The following is a 22208-nucleotide window of genomic DNA, read 5'->3' on the forward strand; positions in this document are numbered from 1 at the left end:
GTTTTTTAAGCATCTGCCAGTTTAATTTATCCCACGGGAGAACATACAATACGGGACGCTGTCATTCCTATATACCTTCTCTGCTTCTTGAATCTTATTGATCGGCCCCCATACTTTGACCATGCTTACTTTTGATAACCGTTTCTTGCGAGAGCTGCCGGGCGACCCGGAAACCAGCAACCAGTTGCGCCAGGTATATGGCGCCTGTTGGTCCAGGGTGATGCCGACTTCGGTGTCTGCGCCCAGGCTGCTCGCCTATTCGCCCGAGATGCTGCAAATGCTGGGGCTGAGCGAGGAGGAGATCAAGTCGCCGGCGTGGGTAAGCGCGCTGGGCGGCAACGGCCTGATTCCAGGCATGGAGCCCTATGCCATGTGTTACGGCGGGCACCAGTTCGGCAACTGGGCGGGGCAGCTGGGGGATGGACGGGCCATCAGCCTGGGCGAGGTGGTCACTCCCCAAGGCCAGCGCTGGGAACTGCAGCTCAAGGGCGCGGGCGTGACGCCGTATTCGCGCATGGCGGACGGGCGCGCAGTGCTGCGCTCCTCGGTGCGCGAATTCCTCTGCAGCGAGGCCATGTACCATCTCGGCATCCCCACCACGCGCGCCCTGAGCCTGGTGCAGACCGGCGATATCGTGATCCGCGACATGTTCTACAACGGCAACCCACAGGCGGAAAAGGGCGCGATCGTCTGCCGGGTGTCGCCTTCGTTCATCCGCTTTGGCAATTTCGAGATTTTTGCCATGCGCGACGACAGGGAAACCTTGCAAACGCTGGTGGATTTCACCATCGACCGCGATTTTCCCGAGTTGAAGGATTACCCGGAAGAAGAGCGCTTTGCAGAATGGTTCGCCATCGTCTGCGTGCGCACCGCGCGCCTGATCGCGCAATGGATGCGCGTGGGCTTCGTGCATGGCGTGATGAACACCGACAATATGTCCATCCTCGGCCTGACCATCGATTACGGCCCGTACGGCTGGGTGGACAATTTCGACCCGGGCTGGACGCCCAACACCACCGACGCGGCAGGCCGCCGCTATTGCTTCGGCCGCCAGCCCGACATCGCGCGCTGGAACCTGGAGCGCCTGGCGCAGGCGCTATATGCCTTGAAGCCAGAACGCGAAATCTACGACGAAGGCCTCATGCTTTACGACCAGGCCTACAACAAGGAATGGGGCTCCGTCCTGGCTGCCAAGTTCGGCTTCAGCGCCTGGCGCGACGACTACGAGCCCTTGCTCAATGAAGTGTTCGGCCTCATGACCCAGGCCGAGATCGACATGACCGAGTTTTTCCGCAAGCTGGCTTTGGTGGATGCCGCTCAGCCCGACTTGGCCGTATTGCAGAGCGCAGCCTACAGTCCGGCATTGTGGGAAACCTTCAAGCCCAGGTTCGGCGACTGGCTCAAGCAATACGCACAGGCGACGCTCGCAGACGGGCGCGACCCTGCCGAGCGGCGCGAGGCCATGAACCGGGCCAATCCGCGTTACGTGCTGCGCAACTACCTTGCCCAGCAGGCCATAGACCTGGCCGACGCGGGCGATACCAGCATGATAGAAGAGCTGCTGGACGTGCTGCGCAAGCCTTATGACGAGCAGCCGGGCAAGGAACGTTTTGCCGGCCTGCGGCCGGATTGGGCCAGGCACAAGGCAGGGTGTTCCATGCTGTCTTGCAGTTCTTGATTCAATATTCCGTTAATCAAGGACGAGCGAAGCGAAGCCAAGTGCGGTTTTGACCTTGGGTTCCCCGTTTGGCTGCGCCGAGTAGCGCAGATCTGGCTGGAAAAAGAGCTTGCGTCTGTTTGAGCGAAGCGAGTTCAGCAAGCTCCCAGACAGATTGAGCAACGCAGGGAACCGGGAGCTTGCTCCCGGCGCAGACTCCGGGGTCGCCTTTTGTTTGATTCCTTTATTTTGGCGAAGCAAAATAAAGGGACTCGCTGACAAGCGAAAGGCAACGGGCCAATGGTCTGCAACAGTGGTCAAGACCATTGATCCTTCAACATCCCAATCCCATCAAGCTCAACGATTTTCCGTCTTCATCACTACTCTCGCATCATGTAAGGATGGGTTTCGCCCCTGACGGGCGAGTCACTTTCCTTTGCTTCGCCAAAGGAAAGTAACCAAAGGAAAGGCGACCCGATTGTCTGCGACCCGGAACGTTGTTCCGGGCAACCTGCGTTGCTCGCTTTTAATGGGGACTGGCTGAACTCGCTGCGCTCAGACAGACGCCAGTCCTGTTTCCATTAAAAGTTGCGCTACTCGGCGCAGCCAGACGGGGAACCCAAACCCAAACTTGGCTTTGCTGCGCTCGCCCTAACGTTTTTTTATAGTTGTTCCCGGTCCAGCCTGCGGCTTGCATGTGCCAGCGCGGCAAGTTCGAAGTGTTGTTTGCGTCGCTTGATCAAGCGGGTGAGGGCGATCACCGCGACAGGCGTCAATGCGGCCAGCAGGAAGGCTTCGAGTAGGTGGGTGGCGGGCTGATCCGGCATGGGGAACATGAACAGTCCGGCCGCCAAGCCCGCTACCGTCCCGGTCAAGGCCTCCGTGCCTGTATGCGAGCGGCTGAACAGGCCGAAGAACACGGGGAATGCCGCGGCGGCGCATAGCAGGTCGGCCAGCAGGAACAGGTAGAGCACGCTGTAGCCTTGCGCGGCGACAACCAGCACGGGTATTGCAACCAACAGGACCAGCCAGCGCGACAGGCGCATCAGGCTGGCGGCGCTACGCTTCGGCATCACCCGGCCGATGTCCACCGCCACGATGCTCGAGATGGCGCTGATGGCCGTGTCCGCGCTGCACATCACCAGCGAGATGCCGAGCGGAATCAGGGCGACGGCCAGCCAGAGCGGGATATTGGGCATGACCACGCTGAACAAGGCCACCGAGCTGTCGCCATCCGGTGTCGTCGCCATGAAGGCCAGCCCGAAAAGGCCCATGATGAAGATGAAGGGCACGACCAGCAGGCCGCCGAGCAGGAAGCCGTTGCGCATGGTGGGAATGTCCTTGGCGGAGTAGATGCGCTGCCAGTTGCCCTGGTGGAAGATGCCGGTGAGCAGGATGGCGACGAAGAAGGTCAGCCCGGCCGTGATGCCGCCGATATCCTCAAGGTTGATCAGCTGCGGCGCGGTTTGCTGCAGCTTTTCCACGACCGGGGCAATGCCGCCGGTGGCCTGCCAGCCGATGAAGACCAGCGCCGCCAGCAACGGAATGATGATGACGATCTGCACCTTGTCGGTAAAGATGGAGGCGCGCAGGCCGCCGTAGGTGGTGTAGAGCAGGGTGAAGCCGAGCACGATGGCGGCGGTGGCCCAGAGCGGCACGGGCGCCAGCAGTGTCACCATCTTGGCGATGGCCGTGATCTCGGCGCTCATGGCGATGAACAGGTAGAACAGCATGATGGTCAGCGCGAGCAGGTACATGGGCTTGCCGTAGCGCGCCACCAGGAACTCGGTGAGGGAGTGGCCGTTGGGCATCAGCTCGCGCATGCGCTTGCCGAGCGGGATCATGGCGATGCGCGGCGACATCGCGCCGATGGCGTAGCCGATCACGGCGGTCAGGCCGCCCCAGGTCGCCGCCTGCGCGGGCGAGAACAATATCCACGCGCCCAGCGACGAGGCCAGCAAGGTCATGATGCTGGCCAGCGTGCCCTGGCTGTTGCGCGCGACGATGTATTCTTCAAGGTTGCCGCGGAACCTGCGCGAATAGGCCATGCCGGCGATGGCGAAAACGGCGGCGAAAAAGACTAGCCAGGCGAGGGTGGCTTGCGTACTGAGCATTGTGTGGTGACTCCTGTAATCGACGAACGACAAGGAGTACGCAAATGATGGATGCGCTATTTCCTTCCCTTCGCCAGCATGATCTGGATCAAGTATTAAGGGTCATGGCAATTGCCATTTCTCAGCCGCAAGCGGCTCCCCTAGGTTAGGCCTGGAATTATAGCGATATTCCTCCAGTGTGCGATGAAGACATGCGGATAATTCATGTTTCATGGTATGGTTCGGCCTCAGAGTGGCTAACAAAACTCAGCGAAGCTGATCCTGACTAGGCGCTCTGCCGCAGACAGTACAAATAGTACGGCAAGGCAGAGCAACAACGTCAGGAGAGTTTTGTTAGCTACTCTTTGGCACGGGGTGCCCTGAATAAGCTGTTCCTTCAGGGCTGAGACTACACCCGTAATACCTGATCCAGATCATACTGGCGGAGGAATGCCTGTCGCAGCTTTTTTGCTGCGCATTCCTTTGCCATGAAAAATTGCAAAGGAATCGCATGGGCAATCCATCTTCACCGCTACTCCCGATTCAAGAACAACTCGTGCTCGTCACCGGCGCAGGCCGTGGGCTGGGCCGGCATATCGCCCGCGCCTTCCTCGGCCAGGGAGCGAGCGTGGTCGTGAACTATCTGCATAGCGCGGACGCTGCTGCGGCCTTGGCGGACGAAGCGCCGGGGCGGGCCCTGGCGATCCGGGCGGACGTGAGCGACGCCGACGCCGTGCGGGCGATGGCGGAGCAGGCGCAAGCGCATTTCGGCAAGGCGATCACCACGGTGGTCAACAACGCCCTGCCCGACTTCAGGTTCAACGGCGATGCGCGGGCGCATGCGCATGATCTCGGCTGGGAAGGGTTGCAGCAGCAATTCGAGGGCGTGGTGCGCGGCGCGCTCAATACCGTACAGGCCTGCTTGCCCGGCATGCTTGCGCAGGGATGGGGGCGGGTGGTCAATATCGGCACCAACCTGTTCCAGAACCCGGTAGTGCCCTACCACGACTACACCGCCGCCAAGGCGGCGTTGCTTTCCCTGACGCGCACCTTGGCGCAGGACCTCGGGCCTGGTGGCATCACCGTCAACATGGTGTCGGGCGGCCTGCTGCGCACCACTGATGCTTCCGCCGCCACGCCGGATGCCGTGTTCGACCTGATTGCCGCGAGCACGCCATTGCGCCGCGTCACTACGCCGGAAGAGTTCGCCGACGCGGTGCTGTTCTTCGCCTCGCCTTGGTCGCGCGCGGTGACGGGACAGAACCTGGTTGTCGATGGCGGCCTGGTCAAGAATTAGAGCCTGTTCACGATCATTTCATAGGGCAGGCTCTTAGCCAGGATCGCTACGCCATGTTTTTTCAGCCGCTCTTGATCGCACATGCTATCCGCTGACTCAGCGCCTGCTATTCCTGAATTCACTAAAGAGGCTCTTGTTTTGCCATGATGCACATCAACCTGTTCCTGTTCGGCTGCGGCCACCACAACGCAGCCTGGCGCCATCCGGATTCCCAGGTCGAGCGGCTGGGCGATATCCGCTATTACGAGGAAATGGCGCAGCTGGCCGAGCGCGGCAAGCTCGATGCGGTGTTCTTTGCCGACGGCCATGCCACCAACAATATCACCGACGGCCCGCGCTGGTTCCTCGAGCCGGTGACCATGCTCACGGCCATCAGCCGCGCCACCCAGCACATCGGCTTGGTGAGCACCATTTCCAGCACCTTCTTCACGCCGTTCCATGCCGCGCGGCTGATGGCTTCGCTCGACCATATTTCCGGCGGACGCGCGGGCTGGAACGTGGTGACTTCCATGTTCGACGTCGAGGCCAGGAACCACGGATATGAAGCCATGCCCGGCCATGCCGAGCGCTACGCCAGGGCGGAAGAGTTTATCCAGGCGGTGCTGCAGCTGTGGGATAGCTGGGACGACGGCGCGTTGCTCAACGACCGTGCAGGGGATTATGTCGATGAAAGCCTGGTGCGCCAGATCAACCACCGGGGCACGCATTTCCTCGTCGATGGGCCATTGACCGTGCCGCGTCCGCCGCAAGGCAACCCCGTGCTGTTCCAGGCCGGCGCTTCCGAGCATGGACGCGTGCTGGCGGCGAAATACGCCGAGGCGATCTACGCAGTGGCCTATGACCTGCCATCGGCCCAGGCCTATTACAGCGACGTCAAGGCCAGGGTCAAGGCCGCCGGGCGGCAGGTGGACGTGCCTATCCTGCCAGGCCTGGTGACCTTTATCGGTTCTACCGAAGCCGAGGCGCGCGCCAAGCAACGCGAGCTTGATGAACTGCTGCCTGCGGAAACCTCGTTGCGGCAATTGCAGTTGTTCATCGACCAGGACTGTCTGGACTGGGAGCTGGATGGCCCGGTACCGCCGTTGCCGCCGCTGGAGGCCTTCACCGGCCCCAAGGGGCGCTATGCCACCGTGCTGCGCATCATCGAAACCGAGCGGCCCACGGTGCGCCAGCTATTGGGCCGCCTGGCCGCCGGGGGAGGGCATTGCACCATGGTCGGCACGCCGGAACAGGTGGCGGACCAGATGGAGCATTGGTTCCGCAACGGCGGCGCCGACGGCTTCAACCTGATGCCGCCGGTGCAGCCCGACAGCGTGCGGGATTTCGTCGACCACGTGATTCCCATCCTGCAGCGGCGCGGCCTGTTTCGCGAGGATTACGAGCACGCGACATTGCGCGGCCACCTGGGGCTGGCGAGGCCTGGGAGAAAGTAGCGCGGCTTCGGCTTTGCCGTTACTGGAGCCTGTTTCGGATATAGCGCCCTCATGTATGATGCAATTCATTGTGTGAGAAAGCTGCCTTATGCCTGAGTCCGTTTCCGTAGAAGTCATGTTGCACCTGCTCATCGCCCTGGGGGCAGGGCTATTGATCGGCGCCGAGCGCGGCTGGCAGGAGCGCGACGAGAAGGAGTCCTACCAGAGCGCGGGGATACGCACTTTCGCCCTCACCGGCCTGCTCGGCGGCTTGAGCGCCTTGCTCAGCCAGCATCTCGGAATCGCGGTCTGGGTGACGGTGCTGGTGGCGCTGATGCTGGTCGTCAGCATCGCCTACGTCGGCGATTTGCGCCGTACCGGCGACCAAGGCATTACCAGCGAGGTGGCGCTGCTGATCACTTTCCTGCTGGGCAGCCTGGCGCTCTCGGATTACGTCATGCTCGCCAGCGCCGGGGCGGTGGTGGTGGCCTTGCTGCTCAGCCTCAAGAATGTGCTGCATTCGCTCCTCAAGCGCTTGAGCGAGACCGAGCTGTCCGGCGCGTTGAAGCTGTTGTTCATCTCGGTGGTCATGTTGCCGGTGCTGCCTAACGAGAGCTACGACCCCTGGCAGGTATTCAATCCCTATACCACCTGGTGGATGGTGGTGCTGATCGCCGCCCTCAGCTTCATCGCCTATATCGCCGTGCGCCTGACCGGCACACGCTACGGCTTGATGATCACCGCCATCCTCGGCAGCCTGGTTTCCTCCACGGCCATGACATTGACCCTGTCGCGCTTGTCTTCCAAGAACCTGCACAAGCTGCTCGCTGCGGGGTTGCTGGCGACGTCGGGCCTGATGTTCCCGCGCGTGCTGCTGGAAGTCGCGGTCGTCAATGCCTCCTTGTTGCCGCCGCTGGCCTGGTCGCTGGGAACGATGTTCCTGGTCTATATGGCAGGGGCGGCTGTTTTCTGGCGGCGCGCTGTCAAGGACGAGCCCGCAAACGCTGAAACCCCGCTGCGCAACCCGTTCGAGCTGGGGCCCGCGCTGCGGTTCGCCTTGCTGTTGACATTGATCCTGTTCCTGGTGGAGGCGGGCAGGCGTTACTGGGGAGATGCCGGCGTCTACCTGGTTTCCCTCCTGGCCGGGATCGCCGATGTGGATGCGATCACCTTGTCCCTCTCGCGCAGCGCGCGCAATGAGCTCAGCAGCCATGTCGCGGTGCAGGGTATCGTGCTGGCGGTCATCAGCAACAGTGTGTTCAAGGCGGCCTTGGTGGGCTTCATCGGCGGGCGGGAGCTTGCGTTGCGCACTTATCCGGTGGTGGCGCTCGGCCTGGGCGCTGGCATATTGGTGATGCTGATGACAGCCTGATCGGCTGGTGTAAAAACAAGGGCTGCATTTGCAGCCCTTGTGTCGATTCAAACGTCAGCAGGATATCGTAAGTAGCGTTTAAGGCGCAGGTACGCCGTATTTGTCCGCCTGCATCTTGCCGTTCACGCTGTGCGAGCGCACATCCGGGGTGATCGGCAGCATGCTGTTGTTCCAGTGCTGCCATTTTTCCTTGAGCTCGGCCAGCACCTGCGGGTGTTTCTCGGCCAGGTTGGCGCGTTCGCGCTGGTCCTTGCCTAGGTCGAACAGGAATTCGTTACGATCGCACCAGCGGCAGAAGCGTCGATGGGTGTTCTTCCAGTCGCCATAAGCGGGTGGCAAGTCACGCCAATGTGTCATGCATGATCTCCAGGCAAAGTGAGCGCCGCCGGGAATTCACGGCGGCGTGCCATGAGCATACTGCAATCAAGCAAAATCGGCATCCAGCACTACCCTGTATCGTGCATTGCCATCGGCCAGATGGCGCATGGCGTCATTCACCCGGCTCATGGGGAAATGCTCGACTTGTGGATAAATCTGGTGGCGCGCGGCAAAACGCAGCATGTCGGCAGTGGCGGCGGGGCTGCCGTTGAGCGAGCCAGCCACGCGCTTCTGCCCGAAAATGAGGTCGATGGCCGAGATTTGCATGGGGTCGAGAATCGCGCCGACGATCGCCATGCGGCCATTGGGTTTCAGGGTTTGCAGCAGCGCGGACCAATCCAGCGAGGTGTTGACGGTAATCAGCAGTAAATCCAGCGTGTTGGCCGCCTTGATGATCTCATCGGAATGACAGCTGTTGACGACATGATGCGCGCCAAAGCTGCGGGCTTCGTCATGTTTGGCGGGGTTGGAGGTAAAGGCCGTGACTTCACAGCCCCATGCCCTGGCGAATTGCAGGCCAAGATGCCCCAAGCCGCCTATGCCGACGATGCCTACGCTGTCGGTCGGCTTCACGTCAAAGGTCAACAAGGGCGTGAATACCGTTGCGCCCGCGCAAAGCAAGGGGCCGGCGGCGGCCATGTCCAGGCTGTCGGGCAGCGGCACTGCCCAGGCCCAGTGCGCCCGCACCCGTTCCGCGAAGCCGCCATGGTGATTGACGATGGTGGGTTGTATGCTGCCGCAGAGATTGTGCTCGCCGGTCATGCAGGCGTGGCAATGCATGCAACTGCCGGCATTCCAGCCTATGCCCACCCTTTGTCCGAGTTGCAGGCCCTTGACCTGCGGCCCCATGGCGACGATATGACCGACCACTTCATGGCCGGGAATCAGCGGGTAGTGCGACAGGTCCCAATCGTTATTCAACATGGAAAGGTCAGAATGGCACAAACCGCAATAGGCCACCTTGATCTCGACCTCTTCCGCGCCCAGTGCAGAGGGAGCATATTGATGCGGCTGGAGTTCAGCGTGAGGAGCCAGCGCTGCCCAGCTTCTGATCGGTTCCATGATTTTTCCTTTATTCGAATGAGGGAAGAAACAAGGTTAAAGGCTGCGAGAACGGAAAAAACTCCGATTCTTGCTATTGAGTCATGGGGTTTGCCATTGCCATAGATGCGCCGCGAGCAGGGAGCGCCATGGGCTGAACGGCTGCAGCCAGCTTTCGGCGGATTTTTCGGTCAGTTCATTGGCTTGGAGGCTAGTGTCGGATTGCATCAATGCGCGGATGGCGCGTCTGACAGCGGCATCACCATGCAGCGAGCCATCCAGCCAGGCATAGCCGCGCAGCAGGGTGTAGTTGATGGTCCATGGGCCTATGCCCTTGATGCTTCTCAAGGTGGCGGAAATGTCCGGGAAAAGTTCGGCGGGCGCATGCAACCATGCGTCCAGTGGCAGGCGCTGTTCCAGCACGGCATGGCTGATGGCAAGCAGGGCGGCTGCCTTGCCTTGCGATATGCCGGCGAGCCTGAGCGTGCCGCTATCCATGCCGGATAAATGATAGGCGTCAGGATAGCAATACAAGCCAGAAGAGTGGCGGATGCCAGCCTGCCGGATCAATTTCCTGCGCAGGGAGAGTGCCGCGCCCAGGCTGATCTGCTGCCCGGTGATGGCCCAGCTCAATGCCTCGAACGGCGAGGCGCATACCGGCACCCGCAAGCCAGCCTGCTGCCGGATCATCGCGCCCACCACGGGGTGCATGCCATGCGTGGCTTCAAACTGCTCGATATCCTGCGTCAGGCCCAGCATGCGGCTCGCCAGCGCAGTCAGCGCGGCGGCATCGTCCGGGCGTGGTTGCGCGTCGTCTACCTGTAATTCAACCTTGGCAAGCCTGGTTTGCAGGCTGATGGACAGCAATGCAGGTTTGCCATGCCAGAGCATGCCTTTTTGCAGAGTATTGCCCGAGATGCGCTCGGAAACGCTCTGGCTGTCGCGCCCGTGAAACGACAATATATCCGCGGGGCGATAGTTGAGCGGCAATGGGAAAGTCTGAGTAAGCAACATGGAGCCTATTTCTCTGCATCGTGCAGAATCACGCCCAGCGTGTGCCGCTGGCCGGACAATATCCTGCTGACGCCATGGCGCAGATGCACGCGGTAAACGCCGCGCGTGCCTGCGGCGGGTTTGTGGTGTGTGGCAAAAATGGCGGCATCGCCCTGCTGCAATGGCACAACCTCGACCCTGGATTGCATGCGCGGCCTTTGCTCCGTCATGACAAATTCGCCACCAGTGAAATCTTTGCCGGGCGCGGACAGCAACACCGCCATTTGCAGCGGGAACACATGCTCGCCGTACAAATCCTGGTGCAGGCAGTTGTAATCGCCCTGGGCATATTGCAGCAGCAACGGCGTGGGCAACGACTGTCCGGCTTGGTGGCACTGGGCGATGAAATCCTCATGGCGCGGCGGAAACCGCGCCTCCAGCTTCATGAGCTGCTGCCAGCGGTTGGCAATCGGCGCGAGATGCGTATAGAGCGTTTCCCGCAGCGCTTGCAGCGGCGCGGGCAGGGGATAGGCGAAATACTGGTATTCACCGTTGCCGAACCCGTGGCGTTCCATTACCACGCGCTTCCTGAACAGGGGTGCATCGTCATACTGCCGCGCCATCCATTGGCATTGCCTGCGCGAAAACAGGCCGGGAATGATGGCATGGCCATGATGATTCAAGTGATCTTCCACCTCGGGCCAATCCTGTTGCTGCAGGATGTTGGCTGGGAAGGGATGCGGCAGGGTGGTTTCACTCATTGCAGTTTTCCGGCTGATTGTCCTCTTGGTTTTTCTGCGACGTGGCCTGCGCTTCCTTGTCGAGCAGGCGCTGCTTGCGTTCCACGCCCCAGCGATAGCCCGAGAGCGAGCCATCGGTGCGCACGACCCGGTGGCAGGGAATCGCCACCGCCAGCGCATTGGCCCCGCACGCCTGGGCGACCGCGCGGACAGCCTTGGGCATGCCGATTTTTTCCGCAATTTGGCTATAGCTCGCCGTGCTGCCATAGGGAATGTTGCGCAACGCCTGCCAAACCCGCTGCTGGAACGCCGTGCCGCGCACATCCAGCGGCAAATCCAGCCCGAGCTGCGGCGCTTCCACAAAGCCTACCACCTGCGCCACCAGTTGCTCATAAGCGGCATCCGCGCCGATCAGGGTGGAGCGGGGAAACCTGTCCTGCAAATCCCGCAGCAGGAATTCCGGGTCGTCATCCATTAGAATGGCGCACACGCCTTTGGCGCTGCTGGCAACCAGGATGCTGCCCAGCGAGCATTCCGCAATCGCAAACCTGATCTCGGTATCCTGGCCGCCTTTTTTATAATCCGAAGGCGTCATCCCCAGCACCTGTCCCGCTGTCTCGTAAAAACGGCTGCTGGAGCCGTAACCGGCGGCATAAATGGCATCCGTGATCTTGTTCTGCTGGCCGAGATGTTCCTTCAACACCCGCTGGCGCTGAGCGGTGAGATAGGCTTTCGGCGTCAGCCCGGTGGCAGCCTTGAACAGGCGATGGAAATGATGTTCGCTCATGCCGACATGCGCCGCGATCTGCGCCAGGGTGGGCGCTGCGCTGGATTGCTCGATAAAGCGGCAGGCTTGTTCCACCAACATGCGATGCCGCTCCGCCAGGTGGGGCTGGTCGGGCTTGCAACGTTTGCACGGCCTGAAGCCCGCTGCTTCGGCCTCTTGCGCGGTGTTATAGAGCAACACATTTTCAGGCCGCGCGGGGCGGGCGCCGCAGGAAGGACGGCAATACACGCCGGTCGTCCTGACTGCATAATAAAATGTCCCATCCGCAGCGGCGTCGCGCGCCAGCACTTTCTGCCAGCGAGGGTCGTTCAAGGTCATGGCAGCGCGTTCAGCAGTCGTTTTATTCATGATGCTCACTTTAATCCTCTCTGGTATTGCAGGCATCATAAGCCATGCTTTCCATGCAAACACTCCAACTCTTGCTTTTGAATTCTATCTATTGAAATACCAGCTCTCGTCGGGGTTGGTGAGGAGTGCCAAAATATTGTGGCAGTAAATGCTTGACGCTGTGTACATTCGTACAGTACATTTTTGCTTATGGGACAAGACAAAGACTTTGAATACCTGGGCAAGATCCAGGACTATTTCGCCGAACACAAAACGCTGCCTACATTCAGCCATGTGGCGCAGTTGCTTGGCTTCAAATCCAAGAACGCCGTCACCTCATTCGTGGCGCGCTTGAAGCTGCAAGGCTTCATCGACTACGCGCCGGACAAGAGGCTCAAGCCAGGCCGGCGCTTCTTCGAGCGCATTATTGCCGAGAGCACGGTGCAGGCCGGGTTCGCCACCCCTACTTATGGCGACAGCCTGGACACGATGGGGATCGACGACTACCTGATCGAGAAGCCGTCGCAGACCATCCTGATCACGGTGCGCGGCGACTCCATGAAGGACGCGGGCATTTTCGACGGCGACGTCGTCATCGTCGAAAAGCGCGCGTTCGCCAATGTCGGGGATATCGTCGTCGCCATCCTCAACAAGGAGTTCACGCTCAAGACCTTGGGCAAGGAAGGCAACCAGTTTGTACTGATTCCTGCCAACAAGGATTTTCCCGTTATCCGGCCGAACGGGGATTTCGAGATATTCGGCGTGGTGGTCGGCCAGTTCCGCAAGTATTCCTGAGACTTTATCCGTCATCCTGACGGGCTGCCTATAAAACGGGCAGCCTTGTTTCTTTCCATCGTATCAGCCGCTTGACCGCTGTTTCCCCAGGCCGCCCACAATGTTATGCACAGACTTTGTGGGCAGGTATCGGTGGTTTCGCCTGCCACATATCACCGCGTTTAGCCGTTTTGTCCTGGGTCAGCGCCATCTGCGGCAATCTGCCTCATTCTCGGCTTGAATACAAAACTGCATGTTGCCAAGGCCACCGGCAGGGATGGCTTCTTGTGATGATTGTCTTGTTGTTGAACAGGTTTTGCTGCTGATTGTCGCGGGTCAGGCCTGTCCGCGTTACAACCCCTGGGTTTGCAGGCGCAGCATCGAAGGCGTAAGCCCGGTCCAGCGTTTGAGCGAGCGGCGGAAGTTGTTGACGTCGTGGAACCCGAGGTAGGCGGCGATCTGGTCGTTGCTGTAGCCGTGTTCCTGGATGAGCTGCAAGGTGACATGGATGCGCACCTGGTCGAGCTCGGCCTGGAAATGGGTGCCGTGCAGCGCGAGGTGGCGCTTGAAGGTCGCGGGGCTGACGCCGAATGCGGCGCTGGCTTTTTCCAACGATGGGCTCGTGCGGATGTGCTCGAGCAGGTAGTCGTAGAGGCTGGCAAGCAGGCTGCGCCCGTATTCCATCTCCATACCAGCAAGGGCGGCGGATACCGCGATTTCGCTGCCGCGCGGCCATGGCTGCTCCAGCCATTCCAGCGGCAGGCTCATGGCGTCCAGGTGGTCGTTGAAATGCAGGTCCGGGCCCAGGTGCACGGCATATTGCTCGATATGCGCGGGACGGGTGCGGTTGAAGCGGTAGCGCCAAGGCAGTTTGGTCTCGCCCAGCCAGCGGCTCATGCCGGCGACCGCGGCCATCATCATTTCGACAGTGAAGCCACGCAGGCGCGGCGTGATGCAGCTATCCGTCCAGTAGAGCACGGCATGCCCCGAATGCTCCACGAGGTGCGGCGCGAGCAAGGGGCTCAGCCACGACTGGTACGCGACCAGGATGTTCAGGGCCTGGCGCAGGTTGCCTGCCTGCAGCATGGCATGGCTGAGGTTGCCGTAATGGCCCGGCAGCAGTTGCTGCCCGAGCATGAAGCTGGTGTCGGCTGCGGATAGCCCAGTTTGCAGGTTATTCAGCAGTTGCAGGTAGTCCGAGGGGCTGAGCTGGGTGGAGGGCGCGAGGATGTCCTGTTCTGAAAGCCTAGTGCCGCGCAGCAGTTCTTGTGCCGTCATATCCCGGCTGAGCGCATATTCAAGCAGCAAGGCGGCCTGGTGCCTTGCCGGGATGAACGGCGTCGTTGTCAGGTAATAGCGCTCTATGGTCGAGGTCACGATACGGCCGGGGATGCGTGCATAGCGGCTTGCGATGGCGCTTCGAGCCTGGCGTTCATCTTGGCGAGCAATTGCTCGGGGTCCTCGTCGGCGCGGGCGCAGGCTGTCCTGGCGGAGAGGTTGATGCGGTGCTTGCCGTCGCGCGTGTGGTGCGCCAGGGTGGCGATGGCCTGCTGCAGGTGGGCGGCGGCCCACCTGGCCTGGATTTCCTCCATGTCCGGCAGCAGGATGGCAAAGCGGTCGCCGGCATAGCGGCAGACGAGGTCCTGCGGGCGCAGGTTGAGCAGCAGGAGGTGGCTGACGGCCTGCAATAGCCGGTCTCCCTCGCGCTGCCCGTATTCGCGGTTGACCTGGTGGAAATTGTCGAGATCGAGCAGGACCAGCATGCCTTCGTCGCCGAGGTGGTTTTCCTGCTGCATGCGGATCTGCCGGTACAGGTAGCTGGCGTCGGCAAGCTGGGTGATGCGGTCGAATGACCTGTGGTCGCGGAACAGGCGCTCGCGCTTCTGCATGTGCTCGTTGAGCACGGCCTGCTCCTGACGCCAGTAGTAGAGGCCCACCGTCACGATCAGCATTCCCACCGGCATGAGCGCTTCCAGCCAATTGTCCCAATATTGCGTGGAGGGAATCGCGAAGAATTCATCCAGGCAGTCGGCCCAGGCGCCGAGCATGATGGTGACGAGCCCGCCCGCTAGCAGCATGGTGACACGCCCGCCAGGACGGCTGCTGACGATCAACAGCGCCCAGAGCGCCGCCATGGCGGCAGTGCCGCCTTCGCCGACGATATCCATCCATTTCCAGGCGGACATCGGATTGGCCTGGCCCAGGCTGGCATACAGCAGCGAGGTGGTCAGCAGCAGCGCGAAAATGCTGAAAAGCGCGGTATGGTTGAGTTGGGGCATGGTGGGGTTGCCTTGTATGGACTGATGGGAATCCTAGGACATTTGCGTGACAGAACGATGATGAAACGATGAATGGCGGGGAGGGGGTGCGATCGGCTCACGGCTGTGTGGCAACTTCGTATCCGTCCAGATTAGATTCGACTAATTCCTTATTGGTAGGGCTTGTAACGCAGGGTAATGCCAGGGTCTTAAAAGCTCAGATTGAATTGATTTTTAACGTAAGTGGTTGATTTTTATTTTTTAATTTTATTGCTGTCATGGAAATGAAATTTTTCACGGTTAGCTTGTGCGGCATTCGCAACGACTCAAGCAGTTTTTTTAAAGGGGAATGACCGTGCAGGAAAATCATGAATTGAAGCTGGGCAAGGCCGGGTGTGGCCTGCCGACCAGGGCGATTGCGGCGGCGATCGCGCTGATGGGAGGGCTGGCCCAGGCGGACGATACGCCCGAGCTGGTATTGCCCGTGGTGTCGGTGGTAGGGCAGGCGGCCAGCATGAACAGCGCGCTGGACGTGCAGCAGATGGCCGACAATATCGTCAGCGCGGTACATGCGGACGATATCGGCCAGTTGCCGGACACCAATGCGGCGGAAGCCTTGCAGCGCATCCCCGGGATATCGATCGAGCGCGACCAGGGCGAGGGGCGTTATGTGCGCATCCGCGGCCTCGGGCCCGACCTCAATGCCGTGACCATCAACGGCAGCCTGGTGCCTGCGCCGGAAAGCGACCGCCGCGCGGTGTCGCTCGACGTATTGCCCGCGGGCCTGATCCGCTCGCTGGAAGTCAGCAAGACCTTGATGCCGAGCCAGGATGCGAATTCGATCGGCGGCACGGTCGAGGTGAAGACGATCTCGGCCTTCGACCACAAGGGCATGTTCTATTCGTTGGAGGCGGGCGCTTCCCACGACAGCAATACCGACCGGGAAGGCCCCAATTTCGCGGCGGCGTGGAGCAACCGCTTCCTCGACGGCAAGCTCGGCATCGCGTTGGGGGTGAATTCCTCCAAGCGCAAGTTCGGCTCCGAAAACGCGGAGACCGGCGGCGCATGGGATTTCTCCGGCCCGCGTCCGGCACTCGAGGAGTTCCAGCGCCGCGACTACGACATCACGCGCGAGCGCCAGGGCGGCATTCTCAACCTGGACTACCGCCCCAACGACAACGAATCCTACTACCTGCGCACGCTGTACAGCCGTTTCGTCGATAACGAGATACGCCAGCGCCACAACATCGAGTTTGATAATCCCCAGTTTGCAGGAGAGCTGGGCGACGCCGAGTCCTCGCGCGAGTTGAAGGCGCGCGAGGAAACGCAGGATATCGCTTCCATTGTGCTCGGGGGTGAACGCACCTTCAAGGACTGGAAGGTGGCGGTGGCGTTCGGCACCAGCCGCGCAAGCCAGGATACGCCGGATGCGATCGACGCGGCCAGCTTCGAATCCGGCGAGACCTATAACGCCGGGTATTCCAGCTCCAGGCTGCCGCGCCTGATCGGCGGCAGCGGCATCAACAACGCAGCCGACTACGAGCTGGATTCCATCGAGCTCAGCAAGCAGAAGACGGTGGACCGCGAGCGCAACCTCAAATTCGACATCGACCACAACTGGCAGGTATTCGGTATCGATTCCGAGTTGAAGTTCGGCGCCAAGGCCAGCCGCCGCAAGAAGACCAATGGAATGACCGCCTGGGAGATCGACGGCGGCGATTTCGGCAATCCATCGCTCGCGGGCTTCCTCGGCAGCAACGTGGATTATGCCTACGGCAATTACGGCTCGTCGATCAGCCGCTCTGCGGTCAAGCGCTTCCTGTCCGGGGTGGACATGTCCAATTACGTGAACGAGGAGGAGTCGAGGATCAACGATTTCTCCATGCGCGAGGATATCAATGCGGCCTACGCGCAGAACACCTTCAACCATGGCATGTGGCGCATCCTTGCCGGCGTGCGTTACGAGCAGACCAAGTTCAGCGCCAACGGCACGTCGGTCGAGGACGGAGCGTATAGCGACGTCAGGGCATCGCGCAAATACGACCACTGGCTGCCGGCATTGCATATCCGCCGCGACCTCGACAACGACACCTCGATCCGTGCTGCGCTGACCAACTCCGTCGTGCGCCCGACCTTCGGCCAACTCGCGCCGGGCGTGGTCATCAACGCCGACGAAGCCAGCTTCGGCAATCCCTCGCTGAGCCCGATGGAATCGCGCAACCTCGACCTGGGCATTGAGCACCGCATCGGCTATGCGGGTGTGCTTTCCGCCTATGTCTTCCACAAGGACATCAAGAACTTCGTTTACCGCACCGACCTTGCCGGCACCGGCATGTGGGCGGACTTTACCCATGCGGACACCTATGCCAACGGCAGCTCGGCCAAGGTCAAGGGCCTCGAGCTCAACTATATGCAAAGCTTCAAGGAGCTGCTGCCCGCGCCGTGGAATGGCCTGCTGCTTTCGGCCAATGCCACTTTCGTCAGCTCCGATGCCAAGATCGACGGCTATAGCGACGGCGTGCTGGCGAGCCGCAAGATCTCGCTGCCCAGCCAGTCCGACCGCACCATGAACCTGATGGTCGGTTACGAGCGCGGCCCTCTGAACATGCGCCTGGCGGCCAATTACAAATCCAAGTACCTGCTCGAGGTGAACGACATTGCCGATTCCCGCAGCGACCAATACGTGGATGCGCAGACGCAGTACGATTTCTCCGCCCGCTACAATATCGCCAAGCAGGCGCAGATCGTGTTCGAGGTGCTCAACCTGACCAACGAGAAATATTACGTCTACACCGGCAGTCGCAGCCTGAACGCGCAATACGAGTCCTATGGCCGCACTTACCGGTTGAGCATGAAGATAGCGACGTTCTAGGCGAGGCTGACAAAAGAGCGGCTCACAAAACGCTCCTGGCGTTGTTGCCCTGCCTTGCCGTACGACTTGTACTGTCTGCGGCAGAGCGCCTAGCCAGGACCGCTTCGCTGAATGTTGTTTGCCGCTCTAAATGTCGAGTGAACAACGCTTGAACACATGGCGCGGCATTGCCGCGCCGTTTTGATAACACCTGATAATTGAGCCACTATGCAGCGATTGAAGATATTCCTGGTTTTTTCCTTTTTATGCATGCAGCATCCCGCTGCAAATGCGGCTGATGCGCCACGCACGTTGCCGGTGCTGAAGACGTTCAAGGAGGTGGCCGCCTTGCCCGACGGCCGCTGGCTGGTCGTCGACAAGCGCGCGGTGCGGCTGCTCGACCAGCGAGGCGTGGAGCAGGGCAGCTTGGCCTTGCGTGCGCAGCACCTCGATACCCGCGTATTGCCGGATGGCGTGCTGGCGGTCGTGTTCGATGCCGACAAGCAGCAGCCGCTGCTGCTCAGGGTAGATGCGAAGCGGCTGCGCATTGATAAAGAATTGGCGCCGGTCGATTTCGCGCTGGACAGCATGTGCCTTTACCGTGACGCGCAGCAGCTCAACCACCTGTTCCTGATCGCCAAGGACGGCCAGGCCGAGCAGTGGCTGCTGGCCGGCAATGCGCCCAAGCGCCTGCGCCGCCTCGCCCTGCCGCCCGGCGTGGAGTCCTGCCGCGTAGACGATACACGCCAGGCGCTGTACGTCAGCGAAGCAGGCTTCGGGGTCTGGCGCTATGCCGCCAACGGCGAGGGCATCCCGGAACGTGAGCTGCTGCTGGGACGGCGGCCGCATGGCGATATTGCGGGCGAGCCCGGTGCATTGGCCGTGCTGCCGCATGGCGTTGCCGTGATTGATAGTAAAAAGGGAGAGGTGCATCTGCTGGACCATAACGGCAACTTCCTGTCGCAGCAACTGTGGCTGAAATCCGCCGAGGCGCTTGCCGTGGCGGGTTCGGACTTGCTGGTGCTGGACGGCAATGCTTGGCAGGCGCATGCGCTGGCGGGAGAAAGCCAGTCCAGGGAGAAAGTGCAGAACCTGCCGGTCGTGGTGGCGCGTGGCCAGACCGAGACGGTGGCACGTTCGGGCGATGCCGCCGACGACCCCGCCATTTGGGTGCATAGGCAAAACCCGGTGCAATCGCGCATCATCGCGACCAACAAGAAGCAGGGGCTATTGAGTTACGACCTGAAAGGCAGGCAGATGCAGTTGCTTGAGGCCGGACGCCTCAACAACGTCGACGTGCGCCAGAACATCGCCTGGCCGGGCGGCAAAGCCGATCTTGCCGTAGCGACGCAGCGAGACGAGGCGGCGCTGGCCGTGTTCGAGATCGACCGCGACGGGCGCATCCGTGACGCGGGCAGGATCGCGACCGGCCTCGACGACATTTACGGCACCTGCCTCTACCAGCCGCCGGGCGGCGGCCTGGAGGTGTTCGCCAACGACAAGGACGGCCGCATCGAGCACTACCGCATCGAGCGCAAGAAAGGCGGCTACCAAGGCAAGTTGCTGCGGGCTTTCAGCGTGGATAGCCAGCCGGAAGGCTGCGTGGCGGACGACCATGCCGGCCGCCTGTTCGTCGGCGAGGAAAAGCACGGCATCTGGGCCATGCCTGCAAGCGCTGATTCGGCACAAGCGCCGCAATTGGTCATGCCGGTAGGCGGGCAACTGGTGGCGGATGTCGAGGGATTAGCGCTTTACCATGGCAAAGGCGCCAGTTACCTAATCGCATCGAGCCAGGGCAACAGCAGCTACGTGGTGCTCGATGCGCAGCCGCCTTATGCCTATCGCGGCGCTTTTCGCATCGGCATCAATGCCGACGCGGGCATCGACGGCGTCTCGGATACCGACGGCCTGGAGGCGAGCGCGGTGGATTTCGGCGGCGCTTTCCGCAAGGGCCTACTGGTGGTGCAGGACGGCTACAAGCGCCTGCCGGATGGCGCGCAGAACTTCAAGTACGTTGCTTGGGAGGATATTGCACGCGCCTTGAATCTGCCGTAGCAACCCGTTAATCCATTGCCTGCCAACTATAATAGGTTGGCAGGCACGGACTATACCGTTGTTAGAGCCGCTAAAAACCAGCGTAGCGATTCTGGCTAGGCGCTCTGCCGCAGACAGTACAACGACGACAGAAGGGTTTTGTTGGCGGCTCTTATTGGGCCTGCAGCGCCTTCCAGCCCATTTCCCTCATACACAGCAGCAGCCCGCGCGTCGCCTTAGCAGTGGTGCCCGACATGTCGGGCTGGTGCTCCGGCCCGAGCTTGGCGACGCATTGCTGGATGTCGCTTTTCAGGTTTTCCGCTCCCTTGCCTATCTTCCACCAGGAGCTGACGGTAAAGACGTCCAGCGGGCTTTTCGGTGCGGGCGGAGGTGTTTCTTTGGCTACGCCAGCTTCAGTGGTGGCGGTATTTGCAACGACAGGCCCTTGCTCCTGGGCGGGTGAGGTATCACGGTAATCATTCTTCAGCGATGCCTTGATCACCGGGTCGTCATCGTCCAGGCTGTCTTGCGGGTTACGGAATACCCAGCCGTTGTCCTCCATGCATTTCGCAAATGCATTCCCTTGCAGGCCCTTGGCCTGGCATTCGTTTTTCGCCGTATTGAGGTCGTGTACGCCGGCCCCCCTTTTGTAGGCGAATTCGCCGCCGCACCCGGCCAGCGCCAGGCACAGGATGACTGCGGCGGATAACGGTTTTTCTCTTCCTTGATTCTTCATATGATTTTCCGGTGTTGGCATGCCCGTCGGGTGGCGGGCATCAATTGTCGACGAGGCCAAATTACCACGCTGCCTCATTCTGGCATGTACGCAATATGACGTATTTAAGCCGACCCCCTCAATCGCTAATCTGGCAACACGAAAGATTTGGCGGGTAGTTCACCGTTCGGTTTGATGGTTTTTGGTGAAACTTAAATTAAGGGGTAAGGGAAATGAAATTCAAGATGAAGAAGTGTGCATTCATGGTGGCACTGGCAACATCCGCTGCGTTGCCATCCATGAATTCACAAGCTGCAGGCACGATCACTTTCGGTGAAGATAAGTCTATCAGCATCGGCTTGGGCGTGCGTACTGCATTCACCAGCGTTGAGGATGCAGCACCTAACGGTAGCTCCCGTTCCAAGGATTTTGATGTGGATGACGCGCGTATCTACATCAATGCTTCTTTCAACAAGTATATCAAGGCGACGTTCAATACTTTCACTACCACTAATGATGGTAGCGGCAAGGATGACATCAGCACCCTGGATGCTTATCTGCAATTTGAGTTCATGGATGAATTCAATATCTGGATGGGTCAGTTGTTGCCACCATCAGACCGTGCCAACCTGGATGGTCCTTTCTTCCTCAATGCCTGGTCTTACCCAGGTGTGGTGTCTCGCTACCAAAACAAGTTCGTTGGCCGTGATATTGGTGTGACCGTCTGGGGTAAGTTGCTCGACAAGCGCCTGGTTTACTCCGTTGGTGCTTATGAAGGTAATCGCGTTTCCAGTTTCAACAATGACAGTGCACTGAACCCCAACCGTTCCGACAACCTGATGTACAGCGGTCGTATCCAGTATGACTTCCTGGATGCAAACAACGATCCAGCCTACTACACCAGCAGTGCGTACTACGGCAAGGACGTGCTTTCCATCGCACTGGTCGGGATGTTCCAGAAGGACGCAGTAGGTATTGCTGGCAACAGTGATGACTACAAGGCTTACAACGTGGATGCCTTATTCGAGAAGAAATTTGCTGCAGGCGTGCTGAACCTCGAAGGGGCTGCTTACAAATACAACTTCAGTGATGCAGCCGTTGCTGCAGATTCCGCAGCAGTCGTTGCTGGTGGTGGTACTTTCACTGGTGCCGTACCAGGCAAGGCTTACCTCGGCTTAGTGTCCTGGATGTTCGGCGATACCGTAGGCTGGGGCAAGTTCCAACCCTATGGCCGTTACCAGAAATTCGATGCAGACGGCACGATTGGTCGCGACCAGAAGGAATACGACATTGGCTTGAACTACATCATCGACGGCCATAACGCCCGTATAAGCACCGTATACACCAAGACCAAGACCGAGGGCTTGAGCGATATCGACAAGTTCACGGTCGGCCTGCAGTTGCAATTCTAGTTGGGGATGGCCGCCATCGCTAGATGCGATGGCGGCTGTCGTGAGTTTAGTTGTTAAAGGAGACGTA

Annotated in this window: 18 protein-coding genes and 2 riboswitches; of the genes, 8 read left to right on the forward strand and 10 right to left on the reverse strand. The window is 60.3% G+C overall.

The window, feature by feature from the left end; all coding sequences use genetic code 11:
• Positions 1-121: 121 nt before the first annotated feature.
• On the forward strand, positions 122-1678 hold the full coding sequence (locus ACKF11_RS10600; protein WP_407997026.1) for a protein adenylyltransferase SelO: 1557 nt from the start codon (positions 122-124) through the stop codon (positions 1676-1678).
• A 12-nt stretch (positions 1679-1690) separates the two neighbouring features.
• Here ACKF11_RS10600 and ACKF11_RS10605 read toward each other — a convergent pair whose 3' ends face one another.
• Both ACKF11_RS10605 and ACKF11_RS10610 read right to left on the reverse strand, forming a co-directional pair.
• A complete protein-coding gene (locus ACKF11_RS10605; RefSeq protein ID WP_407997027.1) occupies positions 1691-1978 on the reverse strand; it encodes a hypothetical protein in 288 nt (95 codons plus the stop codon).
• Positions 1979-2319: 341 nt separating this feature from the next.
• Positions 2320-3771: a sodium:solute symporter family transporter gene (locus ACKF11_RS10610; RefSeq protein WP_407997028.1), complete on the reverse strand. Its 1452-nt coding sequence runs from the start codon at positions 3769-3771 to the stop codon at positions 2320-2322.
• 48 nt (positions 3772-3819) lie between these two features.
• A riboswitch (TPP riboswitch) is annotated at positions 3820-3923 on the reverse strand.
• 188 nt (positions 3924-4111) lie between these two features.
• Positions 4112-4218: riboswitch (TPP riboswitch) on the forward strand.
• A gap of 43 nt (positions 4219-4261) precedes the next feature.
• Here ACKF11_RS10610 and ACKF11_RS10615 point away from each other — a divergent pair.
• The 3 genes from ACKF11_RS10615 to ACKF11_RS10625 all read left to right on the forward strand — a co-directional run bounded on the left by ACKF11_RS10615 (position 4262) and on the right by ACKF11_RS10625 (position 7831).
• Positions 4262-5047, forward strand: coding sequence for a 3-oxoacyl-ACP reductase (locus ACKF11_RS10615; RefSeq protein WP_407997029.1), 786 nt, complete (start codon positions 4262-4264; stop codon positions 5045-5047).
• 143 nt (positions 5048-5190) lie between these two features.
• A complete protein-coding gene (locus tag ACKF11_RS10620) occupies positions 5191-6480 on the forward strand; it encodes an LLM class flavin-dependent oxidoreductase (RefSeq protein ID WP_407997030.1) in 1290 nt (429 codons plus the stop codon).
• Positions 6481-6568: 88 nt separating this feature from the next.
• Positions 6569-7831, forward strand: coding sequence for an MgtC/SapB family protein (locus ACKF11_RS10625; RefSeq protein WP_407997031.1), 1263 nt, complete (start codon positions 6569-6571; stop codon positions 7829-7831).
• A 78-nt stretch (positions 7832-7909) separates the two neighbouring features.
• Here ACKF11_RS10625 and ACKF11_RS10630 read toward each other — a convergent pair whose 3' ends face one another.
• The 5 genes from ACKF11_RS10630 to ada form a co-directional block, all read right to left on the reverse strand.
• Positions 7910-8188, reverse strand: a complete 279-nt coding sequence (locus tag ACKF11_RS10630) for a hypothetical protein (protein ID WP_407997178.1) — start codon at positions 8186-8188, stop codon at positions 7910-7912.
• 66 nt (positions 8189-8254) lie between these two features.
• Positions 8255-9271, reverse strand: coding sequence for an NADPH-dependent aldehyde reductase Ahr (ahr, locus tag ACKF11_RS10635; protein ID WP_407997032.1), 1017 nt, complete (start codon positions 9269-9271; stop codon positions 8255-8257).
• Between the two features lie 81 nt (positions 9272-9352).
• Positions 9353-10264 carry a DNA-3-methyladenine glycosylase 2 gene (locus ACKF11_RS10640; RefSeq protein ID WP_407997033.1) on the reverse strand — a complete coding sequence of 304 codons (912 nt, stop codon included), beginning with the start codon at positions 10262-10264 and terminating at the stop codon, positions 9353-9355.
• A 5-nt stretch (positions 10265-10269) separates the two neighbouring features.
• Positions 10270-11004: a 2OG-Fe(II) oxygenase gene (locus ACKF11_RS10645; protein WP_407997034.1), complete on the reverse strand. Its 735-nt coding sequence runs from the start codon at positions 11002-11004 to the stop codon at positions 10270-10272.
• A complete protein-coding gene (gene ada / locus ACKF11_RS10650; RefSeq protein ID WP_407997035.1) occupies positions 10997-12118 on the reverse strand; it encodes a bifunctional DNA-binding transcriptional regulator/O6-methylguanine-DNA methyltransferase Ada in 1122 nt (373 codons plus the stop codon). The genes ACKF11_RS10645 and ada overlap by 8 nt, the downstream gene beginning before the upstream one ends.
• A 189-nt stretch (positions 12119-12307) precedes the next feature.
• Here ada and ACKF11_RS10655 point away from each other — a divergent pair, with 189 nt between their 5' ends.
• Complete coding sequence (locus tag ACKF11_RS10655) at positions 12308-12892, forward strand: LexA family protein (RefSeq protein WP_407997036.1); 585 nt, start codon at positions 12308-12310, stop codon at positions 12890-12892.
• 330 nt (positions 12893-13222) lie between these two features.
• Here the strand turns inward: ACKF11_RS10655 and ACKF11_RS10660 are convergent, their stop codons facing one another.
• Entirely contained in the window at positions 13223-14248 is a 1026-nt protein-coding gene (locus tag ACKF11_RS10660) for an AraC family transcriptional regulator (RefSeq protein ID WP_407997037.1), read from the reverse strand.
• Entirely contained in the window at positions 14245-15150 is a 906-nt protein-coding gene (locus ACKF11_RS10665; protein ID WP_407997038.1) for a GGDEF domain-containing protein, read from the reverse strand. The genes ACKF11_RS10660 and ACKF11_RS10665 overlap by 4 nt, the downstream gene beginning before the upstream one ends.
• 334 nt (positions 15151-15484) lie before the next feature.
• Between ACKF11_RS10665 and ACKF11_RS10670 the strand changes: the two genes are divergently transcribed.
• Both ACKF11_RS10670 and ACKF11_RS10675 read left to right on the forward strand, forming a co-directional pair.
• Positions 15485-18001 (forward strand): TonB-dependent receptor, encoded by a 2517-nt coding sequence (locus ACKF11_RS10670; RefSeq protein ID WP_407997039.1) that lies wholly within the window; start codon positions 15485-15487, stop codon positions 17999-18001.
• 207 nt (positions 18002-18208) lie between these two features.
• Positions 18209-20035 (forward strand): phytase, encoded by a 1827-nt coding sequence (locus ACKF11_RS10675; RefSeq protein ID WP_407997040.1) that lies wholly within the window; start codon positions 18209-18211, stop codon positions 20033-20035.
• Positions 20036-20186: 151 nt separating this feature from the next.
• On the opposite strand, the gene ACKF11_RS10680 is transcribed toward ACKF11_RS10675, so the two are convergent.
• On the reverse strand, positions 20187-20750 hold the full coding sequence (locus ACKF11_RS10680) for a hypothetical protein (protein ID WP_407997041.1): 564 nt from the start codon (positions 20748-20750) through the stop codon (positions 20187-20189).
• Positions 20751-20962: 212 nt separating this feature from the next.
• On the opposite strand from ACKF11_RS10680, the gene ACKF11_RS10685 reads away from it, so the two are divergent.
• The gene (locus ACKF11_RS10685) at positions 20963-22141 is read left to right on the forward strand and encodes a porin (RefSeq protein WP_407997042.1); all 1179 of its coding nucleotides are present in this window, start codon (positions 20963-20965) and stop codon (positions 22139-22141) included.
• Positions 22142-22208: the final 67 nt, after the last annotated feature.

The organism is Methylobacillus draconifructus, assembly GCF_045984385.1.
Taxonomy (GTDB): Bacteria; Pseudomonadota; Gammaproteobacteria; order Burkholderiales; family Methylophilaceae; genus Methylobacillus; species Methylobacillus flagellatus_A.

Bases quoted from the DNA above. Each gene is read 5' to 3' on its own strand.
- ACKF11_RS10675 (WP_407997040.1), top strand. From the start codon at position 18,209: ATGCAGCGATTGAAGATATTCCTGGTTTTTTCCTTTTTATGCATGCAG.
- ACKF11_RS10645 (WP_407997034.1), bottom strand. From the start codon at position 11,004: ATGAGTGAAACCACCCTGCCGCATCCCTTCCCAGCCAACATCCTGCAG.
- ACKF11_RS10665 (WP_407997038.1), bottom strand. From the start codon at position 15,150: ATGCCCCAACTCAACCATACCGCGCTTTTCAGCATTTTCGCGCTGCTG.
- ACKF11_RS10655 (WP_407997036.1), top strand. From the start codon at position 12,308: ATGGGACAAGACAAAGACTTTGAATACCTGGGCAAGATCCAGGACTAT.
- ahr (WP_407997032.1), bottom strand. From the start codon at position 9,271: ATGGAACCGATCAGAAGCTGGGCAGCGCTGGCTCCTCACGCTGAACTC.
- ACKF11_RS10610 (WP_407997028.1), bottom strand. From the start codon at position 3,771: ATGCTCAGTACGCAAGCCACCCTCGCCTGGCTAGTCTTTTTCGCCGCC.
- ACKF11_RS10640 (WP_407997033.1), bottom strand. From the start codon at position 10,264: ATGTTGCTTACTCAGACTTTCCCATTGCCGCTCAACTATCGCCCCGCG.
- ada (WP_407997035.1), bottom strand. From the start codon at position 12,118: ATGAATAAAACGACTGCTGAACGCGCTGCCATGACCTTGAACGACCCT.
- ACKF11_RS10600 (WP_407997026.1), top strand. From the start codon at position 122: ATGCTTACTTTTGATAACCGTTTCTTGCGAGAGCTGCCGGGCGACCCG.
- ACKF11_RS10630 (WP_407997178.1), bottom strand. From the start codon at position 8,188: ATGACACATTGGCGTGACTTGCCACCCGCTTATGGCGACTGGAAGAAC.
- ACKF11_RS10615 (WP_407997029.1), top strand. From the start codon at position 4,262: ATGGGCAATCCATCTTCACCGCTACTCCCGATTCAAGAACAACTCGTG.
- ACKF11_RS10680 (WP_407997041.1), bottom strand. From the start codon at position 20,750: ATGAAGAATCAAGGAAGAGAAAAACCGTTATCCGCCGCAGTCATCCTG.
- ACKF11_RS10620 (WP_407997030.1), top strand. From the start codon at position 5,191: ATGATGCACATCAACCTGTTCCTGTTCGGCTGCGGCCACCACAACGCA.
- ACKF11_RS10625 (WP_407997031.1), top strand. From the start codon at position 6,569: ATGCCTGAGTCCGTTTCCGTAGAAGTCATGTTGCACCTGCTCATCGCC.
- ACKF11_RS10685 (WP_407997042.1), top strand. From the start codon at position 20,963: ATGAAATTCAAGATGAAGAAGTGTGCATTCATGGTGGCACTGGCAACA.